This window comes from Kangiella spongicola, from assembly GCF_003194565.2.
Lineage (GTDB): Bacteria > Pseudomonadota > Gammaproteobacteria > Enterobacterales > Kangiellaceae > Kangiella > Kangiella spongicola.
In genome coordinates this window covers 16,250-40,956 of record NZ_QICH01000004.1, presented here as the reverse complement: position 1 = coordinate 40,956, position 24,707 = coordinate 16,250, and the positions used below count along the sequence as shown (strand labels likewise).

Below are 24,707 nucleotides of genomic sequence, written 5' to 3'. Positions count from 1 at the left end.
CAAAGAACCGCCTTACATTCTGAAGACGCCGAACTTAGTTTCTTCGGCTTCTTTGTTCATGGCCACGGAAAGACCTAGACCTAACACCATGCGCGTATCGGCAGGGTCGATAATGCCATCATCCCACAAGCGTGCGCTTGAGTAATAAGGGTGGCCTTGCTTTTCGTACTGGTCTTCGATTGGTTTTTTGAAGGCTTTTTCTTCGTCTTCAGACCACATTTCTTCGCCACGACGTTCGAAATTGTCACGCTTAATTTGTGCTAGAACGTTTGCTGCTTGCTCGCCACCCATTACAGATATACGCGAGTTTGGCCACATCCATAAAAACTTCGGGCTATAAGCACGACCACACATTCCGTAGTTACCCGCGCCGAAACTACCGCCAACAATCACTGTAAACTTAGGGACTTTGGCACAGGCAACCGCTGTTACCATCTTTGCGCCATGCTTAGCGATACCTTCGTTTTCGTACTTACGACCAACCATGAAGCCGGTAATGTTCTGTAGGAAAACGAGCGGGATGCCACGCTGCGAGCAAAGCTCAATAAAGTGTGCGCCTTTCTGCGCTGACTCTGAGAATAAAATACCGTTATTGGCGACAATACCCACAGGGTAGCCGTGAATTCGAGCAAAGCCACAGATTAGGGTAGTTCCGTACATAGCTTTAAATTCATCAAGTTCAGAACCATCAACCACACGCGCGATAATTTCACGAATATCGAATGGCTTACGAGGATCTTTGTTGATTACGCCGTAAAGCTCTTCGGCAGGGTAGAGCGGTTCAACCGGTTTCTTAACGGTGACGAAAGGCTCTTTCTTACGGTTTAAGTTTGAAACGACTTGGCGTGCTAATTTTAAAGCATGCTCATCATTCAATGCATAATGGTCAGTTACACCAGAGTTTTTACAGTGTACATCAGCGCCACCTAAATCTTCGCTTGATACGACTTCGCCTGTTGCTGCTTTAACTAGAGGAGGGCCGCCCAAGAAAATCGTGCCTTGCTCTTTAACGATGATTGATTCGTCAGCCATTGCTGGAACATAAGCACCACCTGCTGTACAAGAGCCCATCACCACAGCAATTTGTGGAATGCCTTTTGCCGACATGTTTGCTTGGTTATAGAAAATGCGGCCGAAGTGATCTTTGTCCGGGAATACTTCGTCTTGTTGCGGCAAGTTGGCGCCACCTGAGTCTACGAGGTAAATACAAGGCAAGTTGTTTTCTTCAGCGATTTCCTGTGCGCGAAGGTGTTTCTTTACCGTCTCAGGGAAGTAAGTTCCGCCTTTGACCGTCGCATCGTTAGCAACAATCATGCACTCAACGCCAGAAACACGACCGATACCAGCAATTAAACCTGCCGCTGGAACTTTGTTGTCGTACATGTCCCAAGCCGCCATTTGCGAGATTTCTAAAAATGGCGAGCCGACGTCTAATAGTTTACGAACACGATCACGTGGTAATAACTTGCCACGAGAGAGGTGTTTTTCTTGATACTTTGGGCCACCACCTTGAGTGATGTACTCCATCTTGTCACGTAGGTCATCGACCAAAGCGCTCATCGCTTCAGAGTTTTCGATAAATGACGCGCTACGCGGATTAATCGAAGATTTAATTACTGGCATATCGAATCCTTAGTATGAAATCTTTTCAATCTTATAGTCTAGTGGGTATTTTTTACTCGAAGCTTAAAGCTATTCTGAGCCGATTGCTCGAGCAATCACCATCTTTTGCACTTCGCTAGTGCCTTCGTATATTTGTGCGATACGAACGTCACGATAAATACGCTCAACAGGGTAGTCTTTCAAATAACCGTAACCACCTAAGACCTGAATCGCTTCGGAACAAACCTTTTCAGCTGCTTCAGAAGCAAACAGTTTAGCCATACAAGCTTCTTTTAAGCACGGTTTTCCGGCATCGCGAAGTTGAGCAGCGTTAAGAACCATATTACGCGCTGCATCAACTTGTGTCGCCATCTCTGCGAGCTTAAATTGGACTGCTTGGTGTTGGAAAATTGGCTTGCCGAAAGAAGTACGGTCTTTTGAATACTGAAGTGCGTACTCATAAGCCGCGCGTGCCATCCCAACAGCTTGGGCTGCAATACCAATACGACCACCTTCAAGGCCAGAAAGTGCGATTTTATAACCTTCGCCTTCTTTGCCCAGTAGATTTTCAGCAGGGATTTTGCAGTCTTCAAACACGATTTGCGCGGTGTCGGATGCGTTTTGCCCCATCTTGTCTTCAATGTTAGCGACAATATAGCCAGGCGTGTCAGTGGGCACGATAAAAGCACTAATGCCTTTTTTGCCCGCGCTTGGGTCTGTGACAGCGAAAACGATCGCAATCTGACCATTTTTACCTGAGGTGATGAACTGCTTTACGCCGTTTAAAACGTAGTGATCACCTTCTTTCACTGCTTTTGTTTTAAGATCAGCCGCATCCGAACCCGCGTGAGGTTCAGTTAAACAAAAAGCTCCAAGCGCTTGGCCAGAGGCTAATGGTTTTAAGAATTTTTCTTTCTGTGCATCAGTACCAAAGTTCAGGATAGGCATACATCCAACTGAGTTGGTGACTGAAATCACTGTGGAGCAAGCGCCGTCGCCAGCTGCAATTTCTTCTAGAACTAAGGCTGCAGCAGTGTAACCGATTTCGCTACCACCCCATTGCTCAGGCACTAACATGCCATAAAAGCCAAGTTCTCCAAGGCCTTGCAGAGCTTCAGCAGGGAAGGTTTTATTCTTGTCCCACTCCTCGGAGAAAGGGGCAATTCGTTCTTGAACATAGCCACGAGCCATGTCCTGAATCATTGTTTGTTCTTCTGTCAGAATCATAAATCCATCTCAATTTGGAAATATTATTTACAGCAAGTCACTAAATGAGAGTTTTAATTCAAGAGCGAGGCAGTTACGCGCACAAAACACTGAGTGCACTCTCTGTGCATGATGATGTTTGAGCACGTAACTAACAAAGCTATTGGATTAAAAATCCATTTATATTAGTTCTACCGCTAATGCTGTCGCCTCACCACCACCAATACACAACGATGCTACGCCTTTCGACTTGCCATATTTGCGAAGTGCTTCTAGTAAGGTCACAACAATACGTGTACCAGAACAGCCGATAGGGTGACCTAGCGCACAAGCACCGCCATGGACGTTTACTTTAGCATGATCTAAGTCGAGCTCTTTCATAGCCGCCATTGTCACTACTGCAAACGCTTCGTTAATTTCAAACAAATCAACGTCATCTTTCGTCCAACCAGCTTTCTCCATGACTTTTTCCATTGCGCCAACTGGAGCGATAGTGAATTCTGCTGGAGTGCGTGCGTTTGTAGTGTGTGCAACAATCTTTGCCAATGGTTTTAGACCGCGCTTTTCAGCTTCTGATTGACGCATCATAACTACTGCTGCTGCACCATCAGAAATGGAACTAGCGTTGGCTGCTGTAACTGTACCGTCTTTTTTGAAAGCAGGGCGTAGCGCTGGAATTTTGTCTGGGCGAGCTTTTAATGGCTGCTCATCCGTATCAACTTCAACTTCGCCTTTGCGTGATTTAACAGTCACTGGGGTGATTTCGTTCTTGAATGAACCGTCTTCGATCGCTTTATTTGCACGAGCTAGTGACTCAATGGCAAAGTTATCTTGGTCTTCACGAGTAAAGCCATAACGCTCAACAGTTTGCTCAGCGTAAACGCCCATAGCTTGGCCTTCGTAAGCATCTTCAAGGCCATCGAAGGCCATGTGATCTAGCGTTTTACCATGACCAAAACGTTGACCGTAACGGCCAGTAGGGAGTAGGTAAGGTGCTAAGCTCATGCTTTCCATACCGCCAGCAACCATAACGTCGTTAGTGCCAGCTTTTAGCAAGTCGTGCGCTAGCATGATTGTTTTCATGCCTGAGCCACAAACCTTGTTGACGGTTGTCGCGCCAGTAGACTTAGGAATACCTGCGCCTAAAGAAGCTTGGCGAGCTGGAGCTTGACCAACACCTGCTGGTAATACACAGCCCATGATAACTTCTTGAATATCTTCAGGTTTTAAAGTTGCGCGCTCAACTGCCGCAGCGATAGCGTTGGCGCCTAGTTCTGTTGACTTAACAGTTGAAAGAGAGCCGCCGAAGCCACCCATTGGGGTTCTAGCAGCGCTGACGATAACAATTGGATCTGACATATTTATTACTCCTGTTCGAAGTGGCTGTGCTTGCTAATACAGTGTTAAAAACCTTCTCAAATTTGCTCATGTACTGTTTGTACACTGCGCATTTTCGAAGCTTTTTGCCTCGTCTTAGCTACGCTCGCTCACTTCTCAATCTAAGTGAGTTTTTAGAGAATTCTTCTGAAAGGGAACATAAATACCCAGACAGTTCTCTGATTACCAAAAGAGTTAGTTCGAAACTATTTTGGTGATTTATTCAAAGTTAAACCTCGTCATGAAAAACATGACTCATAAACCTAGAAGTTCTTTGAGTGATGTCTAGGCTAGGCAAAACTGCTGCAAAAAGGGGAGTTTACATAATGGTAAACGACCTGATTGAAGCAGTTTTTAACAGCGCATAGGCAAACTCAATAAGTTCTAGGCTGTTTCGTTAAACAGCTCGCGCCCAATTAGCATTCTTCTGATTTCAGAAGTACCAGCGCCGATTTCGTACAACTTAGCGTCACGCAGTAAACGACCAGTAGGGTATTCGTTGATATAACCGTTACCGCCTAGAATCTGAATGGCGTCTAGCGCTAGCTTAGTTGCGTTTTCGGCTGCGAATAAAATAGCTGCTGCTGCGTCTTTACGGGTCGTTTCGCCACGGTCACAAGCTTTAACCACTGAGTAAACGTAAGCACGACTTGCATTCATCGTTGTGTACATATCAGCTACTTTACCTTGGATAAGCTGGAATTCACCGATAGCTTTGCCGAACTGCTTACGTTCGTGTACGTAAGGAACCACAACGTCCATACAAGCACGCATGATGCCTAATGGGCCAGCTGAAAGAACTGCGCGTTCGTAATCGAGGCCACTCATCAAGATTTTAACACCTTGGTTGACTTCGCCCATGACGTTTTCGACAGGTACTTCACAGTCTTCGAAAACTAATTCACACGTGTTAGAACCACGCATACCTAGCTTGTCTAGCTTCTGTGCTGTACGGAAGCCTTTCATACCTTTTTCGATGATGAAAGCTGTGATACCGCGCGAATGTGCTTCCATATCTGTTTTAGCGTAAACCACCAACACGTCAGCTTCTGGACCGTTTGTGATCCACATCTTATTACCGTTTAGAACGTAATGGTCGCCTTTAAGTTCAGCTTTTAGCTTCATGCTAACAACATCAGAACCTGCGCCTGGCTCAGACATGGCTAATGCACCTACGTGCTCGCCTGAACAAAGCTTAGGAAGATACTTCTTTTTCTGCTCTTCGCTAGCGTTACGACGAATTTGATTAACGCAAAGGTTTGAGTGAGCACCATAGCTTAAGCCAATAGATGCACTAGCGCGGCTGATTTCTTCCATCGCCACAACGTGCTCAAGATAGCCCATACCAGAACCACCGTACTCTTCTTCGACAGTGATGCCTAAAAGACCTAGGTCGCCAAGTTTTTTCCACATTTCGTGCGGGAAAAGGTTTTCTTCATCAGTCTTTTCAGCGATTGGTGCAATTTCTTTTTCTGCAAAATTGCTCACCATGTCGCGAATCATGTCAGCTGTTTCGCCTAAGTCGAAGTTGAGTGATGGATACATATTATGTCCTCTACTGAATCTTTACGATGTTAAATTATTAGGCTGATGGTTGGCGGTTAACTTCTCTTCCAACACATCAAATTCGTTTAGCAAGTACTTGATATCTTTGAGTTGTTGCTTCAGGGAGTCGCGGCGAAGTCTGATCAACTCTAACAAACGCTCTGTTTGCTTCTGTTCGCCTTCGACACCATACAAGTCGATGATTTCTTTAATTTCAGCCAATGAAAAGCCAAGTCGTTTACCGCGCAAGATTAGTTGCAAGCGCACTCGATCGCGGGTGTTGTAGATGCGATGAACGCCTCGACGCAGCGGTGTAATGAGCTTTTCATCCTCATAGTGACGAATTGAGCGTGAGGTAATCTCAAACTCTTTGGCTAAGTCACTAATGGTGTATTCGGTCTTCTCGTCGCTCATTTGTATGGTTTCCTTAACAATAACCGCGATATTCTAGCTTACCTTTACGCAAACGTAAACTTTGAGAATCCACAGGAAGCCTATTACTGCACTGATCAGATCTGTTGGTGATTCCTAGTTGGAAAAAGTTGGGTGCCAAAATCAACCACCTAGGGGCTCATCATAGAGTTAAGCTTGAACTCGATGAGGTAACTCTCAGCGGAAAAGCCCTTTATTGCAATATTGTGAACTTTTACTGCCAAAGTTTCTCTAAAGGGTGTAATCTGATGAAAGTTAAGCACTATACATTCGATAATGTGTTAAATGTTAATTAGGTAGGTATGCAATTAACCAATTATTTACAGGCGCTTTCAAAGCGCATCGAACTTTAAGAAGCCGATAACTCTAGCGAGTGCTCGGCTTTTTTTATGCTTAATTTTTATGGTTACAAGTTGTTAATAAAGAAACATCATAAGTTTTGTACTAACTGCAAGAAAAGGGTATGTATCAATGAAAAGACAGAAAAGAGATAAGTTACAAAGAGCACACGCAAAAGGTTTTCACGCCGCAATGCAAGGCCAATCTAAAGAAGTGTGCCCACATGAAGATATCAATGCCAAAGAAGAGTGGCTCGGAGGGTGGCGAGAGGGCCGAGAGGCATTCACCCAAAATGGCATGAAAAATTATTTATAAAACTTCATCCTAACTAATACCAAACAAGCCCAGCTGACGCTGGGCTTTTTATTTTTAATGGTGTGAGGTATATTTCCAACTGTCACATGCTACATATAAAAACTATATTAATTGAATCAGGATGAATCATATGAAAGCCATATTTCTTCTCTTTATACTTCTGTTCTCTTATTGTTCAAATGCAACTTTCAAAAAAGCAACAGATTTCTACGATAACCAGCAGTATCAACAGGCGTTTAATGAGTTTAACAAGCTTGCAATGATTGGGCATAAACCTTCGCAATTTAACTTAGGTGTTATGTATCTAGAGGGGACTGGAACGGAGCAGGATATTCAAAAAGCCTATGCCTGGGTGAAGCTGTCTGATGAAAATAAAGGCCAAGAAAAACAGTTTATAGAAGAAATTAAAGGATATTTAAAGACAGGTGATGCTTTGGCCGAATCAGAAGAGATTTTTGTATTGCTTAGGTCTCAATATGGCTCTGAAGCTATCCTGGAAAACTATCAGCCAGTATTAAGTAATGAGAATCTCGCTGACAAGAACGTAGCAAAGGCTATAAAAACATCGGATCCTGGCTATCCATTAAGTGCTAATTATAAAGGCGTGGAAGGCTGGGTTCTTCTTAACTTTAATTTATCACCGTCAGGCATACCTACAGATATACGCATAATCGATGAATACCCAGAGAAAAAGTATTTTTCAAAGCCAGTGCTAAAGGCGGTACGAAAATGGAGGTTTGATAATGATGGTGCCAAGTTGAGTAAAGTTTACGCGTACAAATTTGAGTTTAAACTTGGTGATGGTAAATACGAGAGACTGATAAAGCTTAAAGAAAAAGCTATTCAAGGGGATGCTGCATCGCAATATCTCTATGGTAGGTATGGCTCCTTTGATAAAGATGTTAATAACAATTTTAACTCCACACTTTGGTATTTCGAAGCCGCAAGAAATGGTGTAATTAATGCTCAGCATGAAGTTGGGGAGAGTCTTTTAAAAGGAAAGGGGTGCAAGGCTGATATGGACAAGGCCGTTTCTTGGTTCACTATTGCAGCTGCCAATGGTTACGCACCATCAATGTATGAGTTGTCTAAATTAAGCCTTGAAGCAGGGAATTCAGAGCAAGGGTTGAGCTTGATCACACAAGCCCTTGAAGCAAGTGACAATAAATTGGCATACGAAATTCTTAATTATATTTATGAGAGTAAACTTTTTGGAATAGATCCTGAGCTAATGCTTGCGAAGCTTGATATGCTGATGGGAACAAAGATTAAGAAACCTGCCCATATATATAACCTCTACTCCAGAGCTTATGAATTGAAACAGGACTATGCAAAGGCTGTTGAATACCAACATAAGGCTATTGATGCGTGGCATAGTTATGGCGAAGAAAATATTCCTGTAAGCTTGTTAAGTAATTTAGAAGAGTTAAAGTCCAAATTAGTGAGAACATAAGCAGTCTTTAGAATAAAGCTCCGGTTTGGAGCTTTATTTTTTACGGTGAATCAACTATGCAATTTAGGTAATCTCGGGAATAATATTGCTAAAGTTCTGCATAATTCGTCATATTTTTAACCCGTTCTGGATAGAAGTGCGTTTCTATAATAGAAGCTGAAAAAATTTACAGGGGAGTATCATGTCTTTTTACTTGCGTTTGTTGGTGTTGAGTGTTTTTTTTGGGTTAGCTTTATTAGGATGCGGGGATGACGAGGGTTCTGAGGCGTCAGGTGATACATCGAGCCTTAAGCAAGGACAATCCCAGTCAGTAGTTTCTACAGAGCCGGACACACTGACACCTTTTGAGGTATTAAGCGTTTATCAGGGAAGCTACGATAATACTCCTGCCATCCAAGTTAATTTCACTCGCCCCATCAAGCGCGATCAGAATCTTGAGCAGTTGATTCAGGTCAATAAAGAAGGCGACCCTAAAACCGGTGGCTGGGTTATAAGCGATGATAACCGCAGGCTATTTTTTCCGTATATTCAGCCTCTGCAAGTTTACAACATCAACTTTTCGAGCGAATTGCTGGCTGATAATGGCAAAAAACTTCCTTCCAACGTAAAAAAGCAGGTTAAAACGACTGCTGCAGAAAGACAGCTTCGATTTTTGAGCCAAGGTTCGACTATTCTGCGCGACAGTGGCCTTTTACCGATAGAAGCGGTTAATGTCAGCGAGGTTGATGTTAAGTTTTGGCGCATTAAACCGAGCTTTTACGACAACTTTTTCGCCAGCAATCGCTACAACTCTTATTACGAGTTGCGAAATCTAAAGGAAATGGCGCAGCTAGTTCATACGGGGCGCTTTACGCTGGATGCCAAAGATAATCAGCGTTTAACCCACCAAGTTCAGCTGAATGACATTGATGCCCTTGATGATAACGGTGTATATGCGGTCACAATGCAACCTGCCGATGACTATCCTTATCAATACGAGTTCAGTTGGTTTGTGATTAGCGATATAGGCTTACACTCACGTCAGTACCAAGACAGTTTTGTGACCTTTACGCATCAGCTGCCTTCAACAAAACCCTATAACGGCGTTACATTGGCGCTTATCAACGACAAAGGCGAACGAGTTGCTGAAAAGCTCAGCAATGCTGAAGGCTTTGCGGAATTTGATAACTCAGAATTGGAAGCGGCGAGTTACCTTGTCGCCACAAAAGGCAAAAACACCAACCTTATTCGACTCAAAAGTCCCAAGCTTGATCTGTCGGAGTTTAAGCTCACGAAGCGCCAGCAACAGCCAATTGAGCTGTTTTTATATGGTCCACGAGATTTATACCGTCCAGGCGAGACAGTGCGAATGCAAGGTCTTTTGCGTGATGCTAAAGCTGACTGGTTAAAGCCAACGCCAATCGCAGTTCGCATTCTACGCCCCGATAATAAAGTCTATAAAACTTTGCAGTGGGAAGGCGATAGTCTTGGTTATTACCAAACAGACTTTAAGCTCCCTGATGATGCCATGCGGGGGAACTGGACTTTCGAGGCCACTTTAGGCAACAAAAGCACTTTTGAATATGAGCTTTCGGTCGAAGACTTTATGCCAGAGCGCTTAAAGCTTGAGCTGAGCTCGTCGTCTGATGACTTGCTCGATACTAAAGCTACGCCAGTGATTCATGTCCAGTCTGATTATTTATATGGCGCACCAGCAAGTGGCAATCGCTACGATGCCACCGTTACTGTTGCCAGCGCTAAAAATCCGTTTGAAAATTACGACGGTTTTTACTTTGGCTCTAACAAATACCGTGATTACAACCAAGTTATGGATGTTGCACCCGGTTCATTGGATGAAACGGGTTTTGCAAAATTATCTTTGAAGAATCAATGGTCTGGCAGCAAATTCCCTCTGCGTTTATTAAGCAGTGTCAATGTTTATGAAAGTGGTGGTCGCCCGATTACACGACGTTTAGTGCAATACGTTTTCCCACACAATGAGCTGATTGGTGTACGCCCTTTGTGGGAAGCGGAGCGAGAGTTTGCCGCTCCTAATGCGAGTAATGCGCTCGAGTTAATTGCCGTAGATGCCAAAGGTGAGCAGTTAAACAGCGGGCAAGAATATCAAGTGACCTTAATTCGTGAAGACAGTCGCCGTTATTGGCAGTATGGGCGCAGCGGTTGGGAATACCGAACGTCTGAGGGCAATGTTCCCGTCTATTCGAAAGTGGTTAAATTTGACTCGAGCGAACGTCAGAAACTATCTTTGCCTTTAGATTACGGCAACTACCGCCTTGAAGTTCGAAATCGTTCGAACACGTTGCTAACGAGCTATCATTTTTTTGCAGGCTGGTATTGGTCTGAACGCTCCGACTTAAATGGTGAGCGTCCCGATCAGGTTAGTCTGTCTATGGCACAAGACTTTGTCGAGTTAGGAACTGATCTTGAGCTAACCGTCAAAGCTCCATACGCAGGCCAAGCGCTAATTACTGTGGAAAGTGACGAGCTATTATGGAAGCGTTCTGTAAAGCTTGATTCGACGGAGTCGACTATCACAATTCCTTTAGATAAATCATGGCAAACGCACAATTTATATGTCTCGGCAATGGTTTTGAAGCCGGGGAATGTTAAGCGTAAACACCTTCCTAGTAGAGCATTTGGTTTATTACATTTACCACTAAATCGTAATTCTAAACGCTTAGAGTTAGAGGTTTCTCATGTGGAAAAGCTTCGACCTCAACAAACGGTGGATGTTGAAATCGCAGCATCAAATATAGCTGCAAATGAAGAGGTTTATGCGACATTAGCGTTAGTCGATAGCGGTGTATTAAGCATCAGCAACTTTGAGACGCCGAAGCCGCTGGAATGGTTCTTTGGTCAAAGGGCTTATGAAGCAGCGTTGAAAGATAACTACGGCAGTCTAGTCGAGTTAGTCGATGGTAAGCGTGCTCGACAACGATTTGGTGGTGATGCTGACATAAGTCGCGGTGGGGATGCTCCTGTTTCGGATGTGCAGATCGTATCAATCGTTAAAGACAAAGTGGCTCTTGACGCTAATGGCAAAGCGACGGTTTCAGTGGAGCTACCATACTTTAATGGTGAATTGCGCTTAATGACGGTAGCTTTTAGCAAAAATCGTTATGGTGCGGCCGAGTCCAAAGCGAAAGTTGCAGCGCCGTTAGTGGTACAAGCTTCGATGCCAAGGTTTTTGGCCAAAGGTGATCAGTCGCAGGTGTTATTCGATATTAAAAATATGGAGGACACTGAACAAAGTTTTGAGGTTCGATTAACGTCGGATGCTGCGCTTGGTGAGACAGCTGTGACAAAATCGCTAACGTTAGCCAGTAAAGGCAAAGCTATTGTTGAGCTTCCTGTTACGGCTTCGCATTTTACAGGACAGGGGCACGTTTCGCTGAGCGTTATGAGCGATAACCCTGAGCTCGAACTTGAAAGAACTTGGGCGCTGGGTTTACGCCCAGCTTATGCAGCTTCGATCATCACCAAGCAAGCCGCGCTCAATCCGGGTGCAAAATTTAGTGTGGCTAGTGATTTTGCCAGTGCCTATGATGACTTTGGTCTAAAGTCTGTGCTCAATGTTTCGAATACACCGCCGCTGGACGCTGGCACTTATATCGACGGCTTATTGCAGTATCCGTATGGCTGTTTAGAACAAACCACTTCACGCGCTTGGCCTTGGTTAAACGCGGATCAAAATGATTTGAAGTCATTGAATGAAAGTCGCAGTAATCAGCTATTTACTGAACGTCAACAGCTTATTGATTCGGCGATTAGCCGCATAATTTCGATGCAACGTTATGATGGTAGCTTTGGTTTATGGTCGAACAATAGCCGAGAAGAACCATGGCTTACGGCATACGTTACAGACTTTTTGATAGCGGCTAAACAGCTCGGTTATCAGGTGCCTGAAAATAACTTAAACCGCGCAGTGCGTCGTTTGCAAAAGTATGTACGCTCGGCTGCTTTTAGAGCGAATGACTGGGGCTATTATGATGATAAGCAGCATTTCGAGTTGGCTTATCGAGCCTATTCTGCTTATGTGTTGAGCAAAGTCGGGCGGGCTAATTTACAGGATGTGCGTTCACTGTTTGATAACAAATCAAAAGATGCCGCGCGAGCGTTACCATTAGCGCATTTGGCGGCAACGCTTGAAAAGCTCGGTGATCAGGGGCGCGCCAAGTTAGCGTGGGGCAAAGCGTTTACTGCAAAATTCCAGCATAAGCCTTATTGGTATTACGGCGATTATGGCTCGTCGATCCGCGATATGAGCCAAGTTGCGCACTTAAGTTTGCAGAGCAAGGTGGTTCAATCCCTAGATATTAATGGCTTAGACTTAGTGTTTGACTTAAAAGGTGAGCTAGAGTCTCGTCAATGGTTATCGACTCAAGAAAAAGGTGCCTTAGCGCGTCTGGCAAAAGTTCTCAATGAGGCGGCATCCAACCAATCAGAGCTGAGTTTGTCATTAACCCGAGGTGGTGAAGAAGAAAGTTTTAAACAACAGTCGGACTATATCAGTGTTGCCAAAAACTCATCCGTTAAAACGGCACTGACGTTAACTAACAATGGCGATAAAACAACCTTTGTTGACTACAAAGTTCAAGGTTATCCAAAGACTGCACCACAAGAAGAGTCGAGCGATATCGCTATTCACAGACGTTATTTCAATCTTCAGGGCGAGTCAATATCGATTAACCAGTTGACTGCTGGCGACCGTGTTATCGTTGGCATTTCGATTGATTTAGCCAAAGAGCATCGCAAGCTTCGTAATGCTATGTTGGTGGACTTGTTGCCTGCAGGATTGGAGCTTGAAAACCAAAACCTTGAGCACTCTTTTAAGATTGATGAAATTAAAATCGATGGCAAGTCCATCAAAGAGTTAACTGAAAATACCCAGCTTGCGCACCAAGAGTTTTGGGATGATCGTTACATGGCGGCGCTGGAGCTTCGTAGCTATCGCACGACTCATGTGTTCTATATGGTTCGCGCAGTAACGCCGGGTACTTATACCGTGCCATCGAGCTTTGTTGAAGATATGTATCGACCTGAGATTCGAGGAATCAGTCAGCCCGAGAAGCCTGTTGTTATCACTAAAGTCTCTACTGACTAAGATAGTCATCGGTCAGGAACAATAGCAGCATGACAAAGCCCCGAACACTTTTCAGTAGACGCTTTTGGATGAAAAGCTTTAAGCGTTTACTGCTTTTGTGCTTGCTGAGTTTTATTGGCTTTTGGGTGCTTGATAAATTATTCCCTTTGCCGATTGAGGATTTCGAGCAACGGAGCCTTGCGCAGCTCGTTGTTGGCTCGGATGGTAAACCGCTTAGAGCGTTTCCCGATGAACAAGGTGTATGGCGTTACCCGGTGACCATTGACGAGGTTTCGCCGTTATACCTTGAGGCGTTAATTAACTACGAAGATCAGTATTTCTATTCACATCCTGGGGTAAACCCTTTTGCTTTAACCCGAGCGGTTGGCCAAGCGATCTATCATGGCGAAGTGGTTTCTGGTGCTTCAACGCTTACCATGCAAGTGGCGCGTATTCTTGAGCCTCATGAAAAAAGTGTCAGTGGCAAGCTGCAGCAAATGTTCCGTGCTTTTCAGCTTGAGTGGCACTATTCAAAAGAGGAAATCTTAACTTACTATCTGAACTATGCGCCTTTTGGTGGAACCATTGAAGGCGTCGAAGCGGCAAGCTTTACTTACTTAGGTAAGTCTGCAAGTGATCTTACGGCTTCTGAAGCTGCTTTACTCGCAGTATTACCACAGGCTCCTTCCTGGAACCGCCCTGATCTGCATCCTCAAAGAGCGCAAAAGCAGCGTAATAAACTGCTAGACAGATTGGCAGAGTTCGGTGTCTGGTCACAGGAACTTGTGGATGATATTAAGCAAGAAGATGTCTGGGCTGAATATAATACACAACCCGTCATAGCGCCTTTATTTAGTCGTGAACTGGTCAATCGCTATCCGCAACAACGATTAATTAAATCTTCAATCGACAGAACCTTACAAGCGGAAATTGGCTGGTCGGTGCTCGATTATATCCGAGGCAAAGAAGAGGGGATGTCGGCGGCGGTCATCGTCATGGATAACAAGACCTCGTTACCGCTTGTGTATATTGGCAGCGCTGACTTTGCTAACCACGAGCGTGCGGGTTATGTTGATATGGCGCAGGCTCTGCGCTCCCCGGGTTCGACTCTGAAGCCTTTTATCTATGGTTTAGGCATTGATCAAGGGCTCATTCATTCGGAATCATTGCTGCTTGATGTGCCCCAGTCTTTCGCAGGCTACAAACCAAAAAACTTTAATGAGCACTTCAATGGCGCAGTCAGCGTGTCGCAAGCTCTCGGACGTTCGCTTAATATGCCCGTGGTGCAGCTGTTGAATGAACTGTCGCCTGAGTATTTCTATACAAAGCTTACCAATGCGGGATTAAAGTTATCATTGCCGCCAAACGCTAAGCCGAACCTGAGTATAGCTCTAGGCGGTGGTGGCGCTAATTTACAACAACTAGTCGGGCTCTTTTCGTCGCTTGGAAATGCGGGTAAGGCAACCAAGCTACGTTTGCATTCAAGCGAATCTCAGCGGTCATACCCACTAATGAGTAAAGAGTCCAGCTGGATCATTCAAAATATTTTGTGGCAAATTCCTTTAAATAATCAAATAAGTCACCGCTACTTTTCCGCCAACAAGTCTATCGCTTATAAAACTGGAACTAGCTACGGCTCTCGCGATGCCTGGGTTTTAGCTACTAATGAAAAAGTGACCATTGGTGTGTGGGTCGGCATGACCGATGGTTCATTTAGTGTTAACAATAGCGGGCGAACAACGGCGGTTCCTTTGTTGCAACGTATTTTAAATATACTGCCATCGGACTGGATAAAGCCTATTCAACGCCCCGGTACAGTAACAGTCGCTGATATTTGTTGGCCATTGGGGACTTTAGCGTCGATGCAAACAGAAGGCAATTGCCATAAAAAACGCCAAGCGTATTTAGTCGAGGATACGGCGCCTGTGACTCTAAGCGACCCGTTGTCGAGCCAGTGGAGCCATGGATTATTGACCATACAAGTTGATCCAGTCAGTGGAAAAAGAGTGAATCCACAGTGTTTTGATGGTGCGATTGAAACACGAGAGATTGCATTGTGGCCACGAAGTCTTGAGCCTTGGATTGCTAAACCTTTTCGAAGCGAACAACTTCTGCCCGAGCTCTCTGAAAACTGTAGGAATCATATCAATTTCAGTAGCCCCAAGATTGCAGGGATTGATCCTGACTCGATTTTATATGCGCCTCATGAAGCGCAGCAGTTACCAGATATTCAGTTATTAGCCGAAGGCGTTACTGGGCAGTTGCACTGGTTTTTGAATGGGCGGCTTTTAGATGCCACACTTATGAGCAATAACAGTGTATCGCTCAAAGCTTTAGATATAGGACGTTATGAAGTGGTGGTAATCGATGAAACCGGTGCTTTTGCAGAGCTCAAGTTTCAAGTTCAACAATAGTTATTTTCGACAGTTTTTCCTTTGAAACCCTTGCGTTTTGGGTGTTTGCCGATAAACTAAGCACCATTATTTTGTCATGACCCCGTAAGGTCAGCGTCCTATGCAATTAAAAGACTTTCATTTCGACCTTCCAGACGAGCTGATCGCTCGCTATCCCACGGAACAACGTAGCGCCAGCCGTTTATTACGACTTGATGGTGAAACCGGAGACATTCAACATAGCCACTTCTACCAGTTGACGGACTTCGTCGAGCCTAATGACTTGTTAGTGTTTAATAATACTCGAGTATTACCCGCTCGTTTGTTTGGTAAAAAGTCGAGTGGTGGTCAGGTCGAGATCCTTATCGAGCGTGTCGAATCCGAACACGATGCTTTGGCCCATGTGCGTGCAAATCGTAGTCCTAAGCCTGGCGCGCGACTGGTCTTGGAAGAAGGAACTGAGGTCGAAGTCATCAGTAAAGACGGTGCTATGTATCAGCTGAAATTGCTCTCGAGCGATTGGCATAGCGTGATGCAAGCGGTCGGTCACATGCCTCTGCCGCCATATATCGATCGCGAAGATGAGCTTTCGGACAAAGAACGTTATCAAACCGTTTATAGCGAAGTCGAAGGTGCGGTTGCTGCGCCAACGGCGGGATTGCACTTTGATGATGAGTTATTAGCTAAATTGTCAGATAAAGGCGTCGATACGGCCTTTGTGACACTGCACGTCGGTGCAGGTACTTTCTCGCCAGTGCGCGTGGACAATATCCTTGAGCACAAGATGCATTCAGAGTGGTATGAGCTATCGCAAGAAGTGGTCGATAAGGTTAAGCAGACTCGCGCCAAAGGAGGTCGCGTTATTGCTGTGGGCACAACCTCGGTCAGATGTTTGGAGTCTGCCGCTATTAATGGTGAATTAGAAGCAGGATCTGGAGAAACTGACATTTTTATCTATCCAGGTTATGTTTTTAGAGCTGTAGATGCTCTTATTACTAATTTCCACTTGCCAGAATCAACCCTGATGATGTTAGTTAGCGCTTTCGCCAGTAAAAAGCATATTATGCAGGCTTACGACGAGGCGGTGTCTGAGCAGTATCGATTTTTTAGCTATGGCGACTCCATGTTTATAACGCGCCCATTTTCAGGAGCTCATCCTGAAGCTTTGAACCAATAATGAAGGTACTTGAATAATGAAGTTTGATTTAAACACAACCGATGGTCAGGCTCGCCGAGGACAGTTAACCTTTGAGCGTGGCACCATTCAAACACCAGCCTTCATGCCTGTTGGTACTTACGGCACTGTGAAAGGTTTGAGCCCAGAAGAATTAAAGGATTTAGGCGCCGAAATTATTTTAGGTAACACGTTCCACCTAATGCTACGTCCAGGTACGGATATTATCGAGCAGCATGGTGACTTGCATGACTTTATGCACTGGGATAAGCCAATCTTAACCGATTCAGGCGGTTTTCAGGTTTTCAGCTTAGGAAAAATGCGCAAAATTAGCGAAAAAGGCGTTGAGTTCCGTTCGCCAGTAAATGGCTCAAAAGTCTTTTTAGGCCCAGAAGAGGCGATGGAAGTGCAGCGAAAGCTAGGCTCGGATATCGTTATGATTTTTGACGAATGTACGCCGTATCCTGCGACAGAAGCCGAAGCGCGTGAGTCAATGGAGCTTTCATTACGCTGGGCGAAACGTAGTAAAGAAGCGCACGTCTCTGGCTTTAAAGATAAAGAGCCGACGGCCTTATTCGGTATTGTGCAAGGTGGTATGTATCCGCACTTGCGCAAAGAGTCGCTTGCTGGTCTAACCGAAATTGGCTATGACGGCTATGCTATTGGTGGACTCTCTGTGGGCGAGCCTAAAGATGAAATGCTTAAGGTGCTGGATAATTTAACCCACGAAATGCCAGCGGATAAACCTCGTTACTTAATGGGGGTTGGTAAGCCTGAAGATATTGTTGAAGCGGTGCGTCGAGGCGTCGATATGTTCGACTGTGTGATGCCAACGCGAAACGCTAGAAATGGTCACCTTTTTACCAGTAAAGGGGTTGTAAAACTACGCAATAGCCACAATAAAACATTCACTGGGCCGTTAGATGATGCCTGCGACTGTTATACCTGTGAAAACTATAGCCGAGCTTATCTCCATCATCTTGATAAGTGTAATGAAATGCTTGGTGGTCGCTTAAATACCATCCATAACTTACGCTACTATCAGAATTTAATGGATGGATTGCGTCAGGCCATCGAAAAAGGTACATTGTCGGACTTTGTAAAAGAATTCTATGAAGGGTTGGGCAAAGAAGTTCCAGCGCTTTAATTGTTTATTTTTCAGTTAGTTAATTATTAAAAATAGAGGAAACTATCGATGTTATTAGCAACAGCAGGTGGCGCAGCTCCCCAAGGTGGCGGTTTAATGAGCTTCTTGATCATGTTTGTACCGCTGATTTTAATCATGTACTTCATGATGATTCGTCCACAACAAAAGAAAATGAAGCAACACAAAGAAATGATGAGTGGGCTAGAAAAAGGTGATGAAGTCATGACAACTGGCGGTATCATCGGAAAAATCAGCAAAATTAAAGAAGACTATGTAGTATTGAGCTTAGCCGAAGGCATGGAAATTAAATTCCAAAAAGCTTCAATTGCTCAAACCCTGCCAAAAGGCACTATTAAATCTATCGAAGATTAATAATTAAAGCCCAACTTTACGTTGGGCTTTCTGCTACAAGAGCTTAATAAAAACACACAGGCTAAATTTATGTTTGTCAATCAACCAAACCAACAACAATTACCGATTAATACGTATCCAAAGTGGAAGTACGTATTAATTATCGTTGTGTTGGCGCTAGCATTTTTATATGCAGCTCCAAACATTTTCGGTAAAGATCCCGCAGTACAGATTTCTGGCTTGCGCGATACTATGGTAACGCAACAACAACTCGACCAAATTCAAAAAGCATGGGCTGATGAAGGTGTAACGCCTCTGAGTATCGACCTAGCCACTATTGGTGAGCAAGGCGTGAATAAAGTCATTGCCCGTTTCTCAAAGCCAGCAGAGCAGTTAAAAGCTCGCGAGCTGGCTAATGATGTTTTGAACCCGACGTTAGAAAATCAAAACTATGTGACGGCTTTGAACCTCGCACCTTCAACACCAAGATGGCTTGCGAACTTGGGCGGCGAACCAATGAAGTTAGGTTTGGATTTAAGAGGTGGTATCCACTTTTTAATGCAGGTTGATATGGACCAAGCTTTAAAGCGCCAGCAAGATCAGTTACGTCGTGACTTTATCGACACACTAACCGAGCAGAATCCTTCAATTCGTGGTCGTGTTGAGCCTATTGAAAACGGTATGCTGTTAAGCTTCCGAAATCAAGAAGACGCAGAGCGTGCTTATGAAGCCTTGTTCAAAGCACACGCTGATCGTATTGATCTGCAGCTTTCTGAAAAAGGTGGTCGTCCGATTATTCGCGGTACTTTGAATAAGCAGAAACTACAAGAAATCAAAGATCATGCGATTGACCAAAACCGCGTGATATTAAGCTCTCGTGTGAACTCATTAGGCGTTGCTGAGCCATTGATTCAGCGTCAAGGCGCTGATCGTATTGTGGTTCAATTACCAGGTGTTCAAGACTCTGCTTTAGCCAAGCAAATTCTTGGTGCAACTGCGAGCTTAGAGTTCCGCCTAGTCAACGAAGAAGCTGACGTCGTTGGTGCGCAAAATGGTCGAATTCCTCCTGGCAATAAACTGTTCGATACTGAGTATGGTCCGATTTTGGTTTATGATGAAGTTGAAGTTTCCGGTGACCATCTTACGAACGCTACTGCAACTTATGACCCTCAAACGAATGAACCAATCGTTTCGGTGCGTTTAGACGGTGAGGGCGGTTCTAAGATGACTCGAACCACTGCTGCCAACGTTAACAAGCGACTGGCAATGATTTTGAAAGAGTCACGTCCTATCTTTGATATCGTCGATGGCAAACGAGTCTTGGTAGGTTCCGAGCTTGAAGAACGTGTCATTAGTGCACCAAACATTAACGGTACTTTCGGTAGCCGCTTTACTATTACAGGTCGATTCACTGAACCAGAAACTCGTGATTTAGCGCGTAAACTTCGTTCTGGTGCTTTGATTGCTCCAACTTTCATTGTCGAAGAAAGAACGATTGGGGCAACCTTGGGTGAAGAGAATATTCAAAAAGGTATTACCTCTGTCATCATCGGCTTCTCGTTAGTTCTTGCATTTATGCTGGTTTACTACAAGCTATTTGGCTTGGTGGCGAATGTGGCTTTGAGTTTAAACCTCGTGATGATTGTCTGTGTGATGTCTTTGATGGGCGCTACGCTGACGCTTCCAGGTATTGCTGGTATCGTATTAACAGTAGGTATGGCAGTTGATGCCAACGTGCTTATTTTCGAGCGGATACGAGAAGAGCTCCGGGCAGGTGCTAGACCGGCTCAAGCTATTGATAAAGGCTATGGGCACGCGCTTTCAACCATTGCCGATGCGAATATTACGACTGCAATTGCCGCAATCATTCTATTTGCGATTGGTACAGGCCCTGTTAAAGGTTTCGCGATTACCCTATTCATCGGTATTTTGACATCAATGTTTACGGCAATATTTGTAAGCCGTGGTATCGTCAACCTGATGTACGGTGGTAGAACCGTTAAAAAGTTATCAATATAGGTAGAGGTAGATTATGCAAATTTTAAATAAAGAGACCAATATTGATTTCTTAAAGCTACGTAAGTTAGCGTTAGCCTTATCTGTATTATTAATAATTGGTTCCCTGACATCGTTTTTCACTAAAGGTCTAAACTATGGCTTAGACTTTACTGGTGGTACTTTGATCGAAGTTGGCTATGAGCAGGATGCTGACATTCCAAAGATTCATGAGCAACTTGATGGCATTGGTATTGAAGGGGCAATCGTGCAGAACTTTGGTTCGGCCAGTATTGTTCAAATTAGAATGCCACAGCAAGATCATATCGAAAACGCTGTTGTTGGTGATGAAGTGCTTGCTGCGCTTCGCGCGGATGGCCTAACCGTGATTAAACGAGATCAGTCGTTTGTTGGTCCGGTTATCGGTGAAGAGCTAAAAGAAATGGGTGGCTTAGCGATGCTAGTCGCACTGATCTGTATCATGATCTATGTTGCTCTACGTTTCGAGTGGAAGTTCTCGGTCGGCTCGGTAATTGCATTGGCACACGACGTTATTTTGATTATCGGCTTCTTCTCAATCACTGAAGTTGAGTTTGATTTAACGGTGTTAGCAGCATTGCTTGCGATTATCGGTTACTCGCTTAACGATACAATCGTTGTTTTTGACCGCATTCGTGAGAACTTCTTGAGAATGCGCAAGGGTAGTTCGGAAGAGGTGGTTAATACTTCACTAAACCAAACGCTTTCAAGAACTTTGATGACGTCGATTACCACCATGCTGGTATTGTTGGCGTTGTTCTTCTACGGCGGTCAAACAATTCACTCCTTTGCAGAAGCATTGATTGTGGGTGTTCTTGTCGGTACTTATTCTTCTATCTATGTTGCAAGTCCTATGGCTCTATTGCTAGGCGTGAAGAAAGAAGACTTGATGCCACCAGAAGTAGAGAAAGAAGGTGAAGAGTTTGATACTCCCTAGATGAGTTTGTGAGATGAAAGTTATATTGTAATTTTCGAGAAACGGCCTAGAATAAATTCTAGGCCGTTTTTTTATAGCTAAAGGAATTCCGATGGCAGACGAAGCTTCAAAAAAAGAAACCGTAGATACAAGTAGCCATGTGGCAGAGCAAATGTTTAGTGATATTAAGTCAAGCCTTCCTGACTCAGTCGTACCAATTTGGCAGAGTTTAGAGTCTAATCCATGGCTGTTGGCTGCCACAGTGATTGCTGCAGGTTTTATCATTGCAAAAATTGCTCAATATGTTTTTAAAACTGTACTAGGGAAAGTTGCTAGTAAAACCAAAGGGACCTTTGATGACCATTTGTTCGTTATTCTAGCTAAAGCGCTTTATTCAGTTATTTTTTATATTTCTTTATTGCTAGCTATTGAGGCTTTACAGTTTAGCCAGTCTACCGATACCTTCCTTAAGCGCTTTGTGGTGACGCTATTAATTTTGTCGCTGATGATGAAATTACTCAAAGTGACGCGACTAGTGCTGGAGTCTTTTTCTCAGCACAAACATCGCTTTAAGCTGATTGAAGAGCGCACCATTCCAATCTTGGATATTACCACTAAAATTCTGATAGTTGGTGCCGGCCTGTATGTGCTGATCATGTCCTGGGGCGTAAACCCTGCGGCGTGGCTAGCATCGGCGGGTATCGTTGGTATCGCGGTGGGTTTTGCTGCTAAGGATACATTGGCCAACTTATTTGCAGGATTTTTTATTGTCGCTGATTCGCCTTATAAACTTGGAGATTACATCATTCTCGATTCTGGGGAACGTGGTCGAGTGACTCATGTCGGAATCCGAAGTACCCGTTTATTAACCCGTGATGATGTTGAGGTTACTATCCCTAACTCTGTGATGGGTAATGCCAAAATTGTTAATGAAAGTGGCGGTCCTTGGGAAAAAACTCGAATTAGAATCAATGTGGGTGTTTCTTATGACAGTGATTTAGAGCATGTCCATGACGTCTTGATGGAAATGGCTAAGGAAAATCTAGACCTATGCTCGAGTCCCGAGCCAAGAGTTCGATTTAGAAGCTTTGGTACGTCAAGTATCGACTTACAGTTTATGGCTTGGATTGAAAAGCCCGAACAGAAAGGTATGATATCCCATCGGTTAGTAATGACAATTCACAAGCTCTTTAAAGAAAAGGGTATCGAGATTCCATATAGCAAACAGGATTTGTATGTTAAAGAGTGGCCAAGCAGCCCTAGCGGTTCTGATTAATCTTTCAATGTTGAGCTCTGCGAGTGCTGCGGAGCTCAAGCCACCCACAAATAGCTTAAGTAATGAAACTTATGCTGACTGTGCCTTAAACCAAAAAGCGCGAGAGCTTGCTGAGCTTATCATTACTGATAGTGAGCAACAGCGCAGTGAATTATACTGCAATGCACTTTTAAGCGAAGTCGCACAGAAGAAGGCTGAAGAAATGGCAGCTGCAGGTAAAGTGTCACACTATGGCAGTGGAGGCTCGCCTAATCTTCGGCTCATTAAGGCAGGATATCCTTTGAACCTGCCTGCTGAAGCGATAGGTGAAAATCATGTGGAAGCTATATTAGGGGGCTACTCTGAGCCACAAGATGTTATCGATAAGTTTAGAAACTCCTATAGTCATCGTGTTCATTTGTTCGCCGAAGATCCCTTCTTCTTAGAGCAAAATGAAATAGGCATTGGTTATGCAACGGAATGGAATAGTCCTCACGTTGAATATTGGGTGGTTTATATTGCCAAAGGAAATCGAGTATCTATTGATGATGAGCCTTCTAAGAGTGAAGAAGACTCACCATAAACTGTGGTTAAACTGTAGCTGGCTCTGATTTACTTTGAGGGTTAATGACTCTGTAACAGGGTACATAATTATCTGCATCGAGTTTCATGCGCTTCTGACTAACGAAGGCTTCAAGTAGTGCATCGAGTTGACTCATGATTTTTACATCACCGCTGATCGTGTAGGGGCCATGTTTTGCTACTTCTTTAATACCAGCTTCTTTTACGTTACCAGAAACAATTCCTGAAAAGGCTTTACGCAGATTCGCTGCTAATAAATGAATCGGTTGGTCGGCTTCTAAATTAAGCTTGGCCATGTTTTGATGTGTTGGCACAAATTCTTCTTGGAAATCCCACTGGATATGCAGTTGCCAGTTAAAGTGGTAAGCGTCATGGTTTTTCTTGCGATATTCTCGGACCTTTAACACTCCTTGCTGTGTGGCTCTAGCTACCGCTACTGGATCATCAATGATGATTTGATATTTTTCCTGTGCCTCAGGACCTAGAGTGTCAGCAATAAACTGATCGATGCGCTCAAAATAGGATGCAGATTCTTTAGGACCAGTGAAGATTAACGGGAATGGGGTGTTTTTGTTCCTTGGATGTAGCAATATACCCAAAATATAAAGAATTTCTTCCGCTGTACCAACGCCACCAGGAAATACAACAAAACTATGTCCCAGTCTGACAAATGCTTCAAGACGCTTTTCGATGTCAGGCATAATGATCAGTTCATTAACGATGGGGTTTGGGGATTCTGCTGCGATAATTCCTGGTTCAGTTATACCTATGTAGCGACCATTTGAGATTCGTTGCTTAGAGTGCCCTATAAGAGCTCCTTTCATGGGGCCTTTCATGGCGCCTATGCCACAGCCTGTGATGATGTCTAGTCCACGCAAACCTAGCCGATAGCCAACCTCTTTGGTGTATTGATATTCGAACTCAGGAATGGCGTGACCACCCCAGCAAACCACCATATTAGGGTCGCAACCTGGGCGTAAAGCTTTAGCATTTCTTAATATATGGAAAATAGCATTGGTGCAACCGTTACTCGAGTTAAAGTCGATTCGAGAATTCGACTCAAGCTCTTGCTTTAAGAAAACAATGTCTCTTAGCACACTGAATACTTGTTCCTTAAGCCCTTGGATCATCTTGCCATCGACCAGTGATGCCGCCGGTGCGTTTTTTAGTTTAAGTTTTACGCCTTTGTTCAGCTGCAAAACTTCTATATCGAACAGTTTTAATTGTTCTTCATGAAAACTGATTTCATCGGTGACTTGTGTGCTTGTTAAAACTGCTAACACACACTTTTTAAATAACTCGTATTCGCCACCTTTGGAGTGCTCGCTTAAGCGTGATATTTCATCATTGGTTAAAAGCTCTAGTCCAGACTCTGCGGTAATTTCGATATCTATATGGCTCATCATTAATGGTAATGTCATTCTATTATTGTATTGCCTTGATAATTACTTTAGAGGATATCTAGGGTAGTGGCAACACCCCAAAGATGAATGATTGGTGTCA

17 protein-coding genes are annotated in these 24,707 nt (G+C 44.1%); 11 read left to right on the top strand and 6 right to left on the bottom strand.

Annotation, left to right across the window (positions count from 1 at the left end):
* Window positions 1-12 precede the first annotated feature (12 nt).
* The 5 genes from DL796_RS11490 to DL796_RS11470 all read right to left on the bottom strand — a co-directional run bounded on the left by DL796_RS11490 (window position 13) and on the right by DL796_RS11470 (window position 6,144).
* Complete coding sequence (locus DL796_RS11490; protein ID WP_110201860.1) at window positions 13-1,623, bottom strand: carboxyl transferase domain-containing protein; 1,611 nt, start codon at window positions 1,621-1,623, stop codon at window positions 13-15.
* 69 nt (window positions 1,624-1,692) lie between these two features.
* Complete coding sequence (locus DL796_RS11485) at window positions 1,693-2,829, bottom strand: acyl-CoA dehydrogenase family protein (RefSeq protein WP_110201859.1); 1,137 nt, start codon at window positions 2,827-2,829, stop codon at window positions 1,693-1,695.
* A gap of 159 nt (window positions 2,830-2,988) precedes the next feature.
* Window positions 2,989-4,167: an acetyl-CoA C-acyltransferase gene (locus DL796_RS11480; RefSeq protein ID WP_110201858.1), complete on the bottom strand. Its 1,179-nt coding sequence runs from the start codon at window positions 4,165-4,167 to the stop codon at window positions 2,989-2,991.
* 402 nt (window positions 4,168-4,569) lie between these two features.
* Window positions 4,570-5,730 carry an isovaleryl-CoA dehydrogenase gene (locus DL796_RS11475; protein WP_110201857.1) on the bottom strand — a complete coding sequence of 387 codons (1,161 nt, stop codon included), beginning with the start codon at window positions 5,728-5,730 and terminating at the stop codon, window positions 4,570-4,572.
* A 21-nt stretch (window positions 5,731-5,751) separates the two neighbouring features.
* Window positions 5,752-6,144 carry a MerR family transcriptional regulator gene (locus DL796_RS11470; RefSeq protein ID WP_110201856.1) on the bottom strand — a complete coding sequence of 131 codons (393 nt, stop codon included), beginning with the start codon at window positions 6,142-6,144 and terminating at the stop codon, window positions 5,752-5,754.
* A 489-nt stretch (window positions 6,145-6,633) separates the two neighbouring features.
* Here DL796_RS11470 and rmf point away from each other — a divergent pair, with 489 nt between their 5' ends.
* The 11 genes from rmf to DL796_RS11415 all read left to right on the top strand — a co-directional run bounded on the left by rmf (window position 6,634) and on the right by DL796_RS11415 (window position 23,205).
* Complete coding sequence (gene rmf, locus DL796_RS11465; protein WP_046561298.1) at window positions 6,634-6,816, top strand: ribosome modulation factor; 183 nt, start codon at window positions 6,634-6,636, stop codon at window positions 6,814-6,816.
* A 130-nt stretch (window positions 6,817-6,946) separates the two neighbouring features.
* Complete coding sequence (locus tag DL796_RS11460; RefSeq protein ID WP_170114270.1) at window positions 6,947-8,269, top strand: TonB family protein; 1,323 nt, start codon at window positions 6,947-6,949, stop codon at window positions 8,267-8,269.
* 181 nt (window positions 8,270-8,450) lie between these two features.
* On the top strand, window positions 8,451-13,373 hold the full coding sequence (locus DL796_RS11455) for an alpha-2-macroglobulin family protein (RefSeq protein WP_110201854.1): 4,923 nt from the start codon (window positions 8,451-8,453) through the stop codon (window positions 13,371-13,373).
* 29 nt (window positions 13,374-13,402) lie between these two features.
* Window positions 13,403-15,766: a penicillin-binding protein 1C gene (pbpC, locus tag DL796_RS11450; RefSeq protein WP_110201853.1), complete on the top strand. Its 2,364-nt coding sequence runs from the start codon at window positions 13,403-13,405 to the stop codon at window positions 15,764-15,766.
* 100 nt (window positions 15,767-15,866) lie between these two features.
* Window positions 15,867-16,922: a tRNA preQ1(34) S-adenosylmethionine ribosyltransferase-isomerase QueA gene (gene queA / locus DL796_RS11445; protein ID WP_110201852.1), complete on the top strand. Its 1,056-nt coding sequence runs from the start codon at window positions 15,867-15,869 to the stop codon at window positions 16,920-16,922.
* A gap of 16 nt (window positions 16,923-16,938) precedes the next feature.
* The gene (gene tgt, locus DL796_RS11440; RefSeq protein WP_110201851.1) at window positions 16,939-18,066 is read left to right on the top strand and encodes a tRNA guanosine(34) transglycosylase Tgt; all 1,128 of its coding nucleotides are present in this window, start codon (window positions 16,939-16,941) and stop codon (window positions 18,064-18,066) included.
* A gap of 48 nt (window positions 18,067-18,114) precedes the next feature.
* Window positions 18,115-18,438: a preprotein translocase subunit YajC gene (gene yajC / locus DL796_RS11435; protein WP_110201850.1), complete on the top strand. Its 324-nt coding sequence runs from the start codon at window positions 18,115-18,117 to the stop codon at window positions 18,436-18,438.
* Window positions 18,439-18,507: 69 nt separating this feature from the next.
* Window positions 18,508-20,436: a protein translocase subunit SecD gene (secD, locus tag DL796_RS11430; protein ID WP_110201891.1), complete on the top strand. Its 1,929-nt coding sequence runs from the start codon at window positions 18,508-18,510 to the stop codon at window positions 20,434-20,436.
* Window positions 20,437-20,449: 13 nt separating this feature from the next.
* On the top strand, window positions 20,450-21,388 hold the full coding sequence (gene secF / locus DL796_RS11425; RefSeq protein WP_110201849.1) for a protein translocase subunit SecF: 939 nt from the start codon (window positions 20,450-20,452) through the stop codon (window positions 21,386-21,388).
* A gap of 91 nt (window positions 21,389-21,479) precedes the next feature.
* On the top strand, window positions 21,480-22,643 hold the full coding sequence (locus tag DL796_RS11420; RefSeq protein WP_110201848.1) for a mechanosensitive ion channel family protein: 1,164 nt from the start codon (window positions 21,480-21,482) through the stop codon (window positions 22,641-22,643).
* The gene (locus DL796_RS11415; protein WP_227593071.1) at window positions 22,603-23,205 is read left to right on the top strand and encodes a CAP domain-containing protein; all 603 of its coding nucleotides are present in this window, start codon (window positions 22,603-22,605) and stop codon (window positions 23,203-23,205) included. The genes DL796_RS11420 and DL796_RS11415 overlap by 41 nt, the downstream gene beginning before the upstream one ends.
* Window positions 23,206-23,212: 7 nt before the next feature.
* Here DL796_RS11415 and ppnN read toward each other — a convergent pair whose 3' ends face one another.
* Complete coding sequence (gene ppnN / locus DL796_RS11410; protein WP_196598012.1) at window positions 23,213-24,625, bottom strand: nucleotide 5'-monophosphate nucleosidase PpnN; 1,413 nt, start codon at window positions 24,623-24,625, stop codon at window positions 23,213-23,215.
* Window positions 24,626-24,707 lie beyond the last annotated feature (82 nt).

What these genes read in the sequence shown, in the direction of transcription:
- DL796_RS11490 (WP_110201860.1), bottom strand. Translation starts at nt 1,623, where the DNA reads ATGCCAGTAATTAAATCTTCGATTAATCCGCGTAGCGCGTCATTTATC.
- ppnN (WP_196598012.1), bottom strand. Translation starts at nt 24,625, where the DNA reads ATGACATTACCATTAATGATGAGCCATATAGATATCGAAATTACCGCA.
- DL796_RS11420 (WP_110201848.1), top strand. Translation starts at nt 21,480, where the DNA reads ATGGCAGACGAAGCTTCAAAAAAAGAAACCGTAGATACAAGTAGCCAT.
- secF (WP_110201849.1), top strand. Translation starts at nt 20,450, where the DNA reads ATGCAAATTTTAAATAAAGAGACCAATATTGATTTCTTAAAGCTACGT.
- DL796_RS11470 (WP_110201856.1), bottom strand. Translation starts at nt 6,144, where the DNA reads ATGAGCGACGAGAAGACCGAATACACCATTAGTGACTTAGCCAAAGAG.
- DL796_RS11460 (WP_170114270.1), top strand. Translation starts at nt 6,947, where the DNA reads ATGAAAGCCATATTTCTTCTCTTTATACTTCTGTTCTCTTATTGTTCA.
- rmf (WP_046561298.1), top strand. Translation starts at nt 6,634, where the DNA reads ATGAAAAGACAGAAAAGAGATAAGTTACAAAGAGCACACGCAAAAGGT.
- queA (WP_110201852.1), top strand. Translation starts at nt 15,867, where the DNA reads ATGCAATTAAAAGACTTTCATTTCGACCTTCCAGACGAGCTGATCGCT.
- DL796_RS11475 (WP_110201857.1), bottom strand. Translation starts at nt 5,730, where the DNA reads ATGTATCCATCACTCAACTTCGACTTAGGCGAAACAGCTGACATGATT.
- DL796_RS11480 (WP_110201858.1), bottom strand. Translation starts at nt 4,167, where the DNA reads ATGTCAGATCCAATTGTTATCGTCAGCGCTGCTAGAACCCCAATGGGT.
- pbpC (WP_110201853.1), top strand. Translation starts at nt 13,403, where the DNA reads ATGACAAAGCCCCGAACACTTTTCAGTAGACGCTTTTGGATGAAAAGC.
- tgt (WP_110201851.1), top strand. Translation starts at nt 16,939, where the DNA reads ATGAAGTTTGATTTAAACACAACCGATGGTCAGGCTCGCCGAGGACAG.
- DL796_RS11415 (WP_227593071.1), top strand. Translation starts at nt 22,603, where the DNA reads ATGTTAAAGAGTGGCCAAGCAGCCCTAGCGGTTCTGATTAATCTTTCA.
- DL796_RS11485 (WP_110201859.1), bottom strand. Translation starts at nt 2,829, where the DNA reads ATGATTCTGACAGAAGAACAAACAATGATTCAGGACATGGCTCGTGGC.
- yajC (WP_110201850.1), top strand. Translation starts at nt 18,115, where the DNA reads ATGTTATTAGCAACAGCAGGTGGCGCAGCTCCCCAAGGTGGCGGTTTA.
- DL796_RS11455 (WP_110201854.1), top strand. Translation starts at nt 8,451, where the DNA reads ATGTCTTTTTACTTGCGTTTGTTGGTGTTGAGTGTTTTTTTTGGGTTA.
- secD (WP_110201891.1), top strand. Translation starts at nt 18,508, where the DNA reads ATGTTTGTCAATCAACCAAACCAACAACAATTACCGATTAATACGTAT.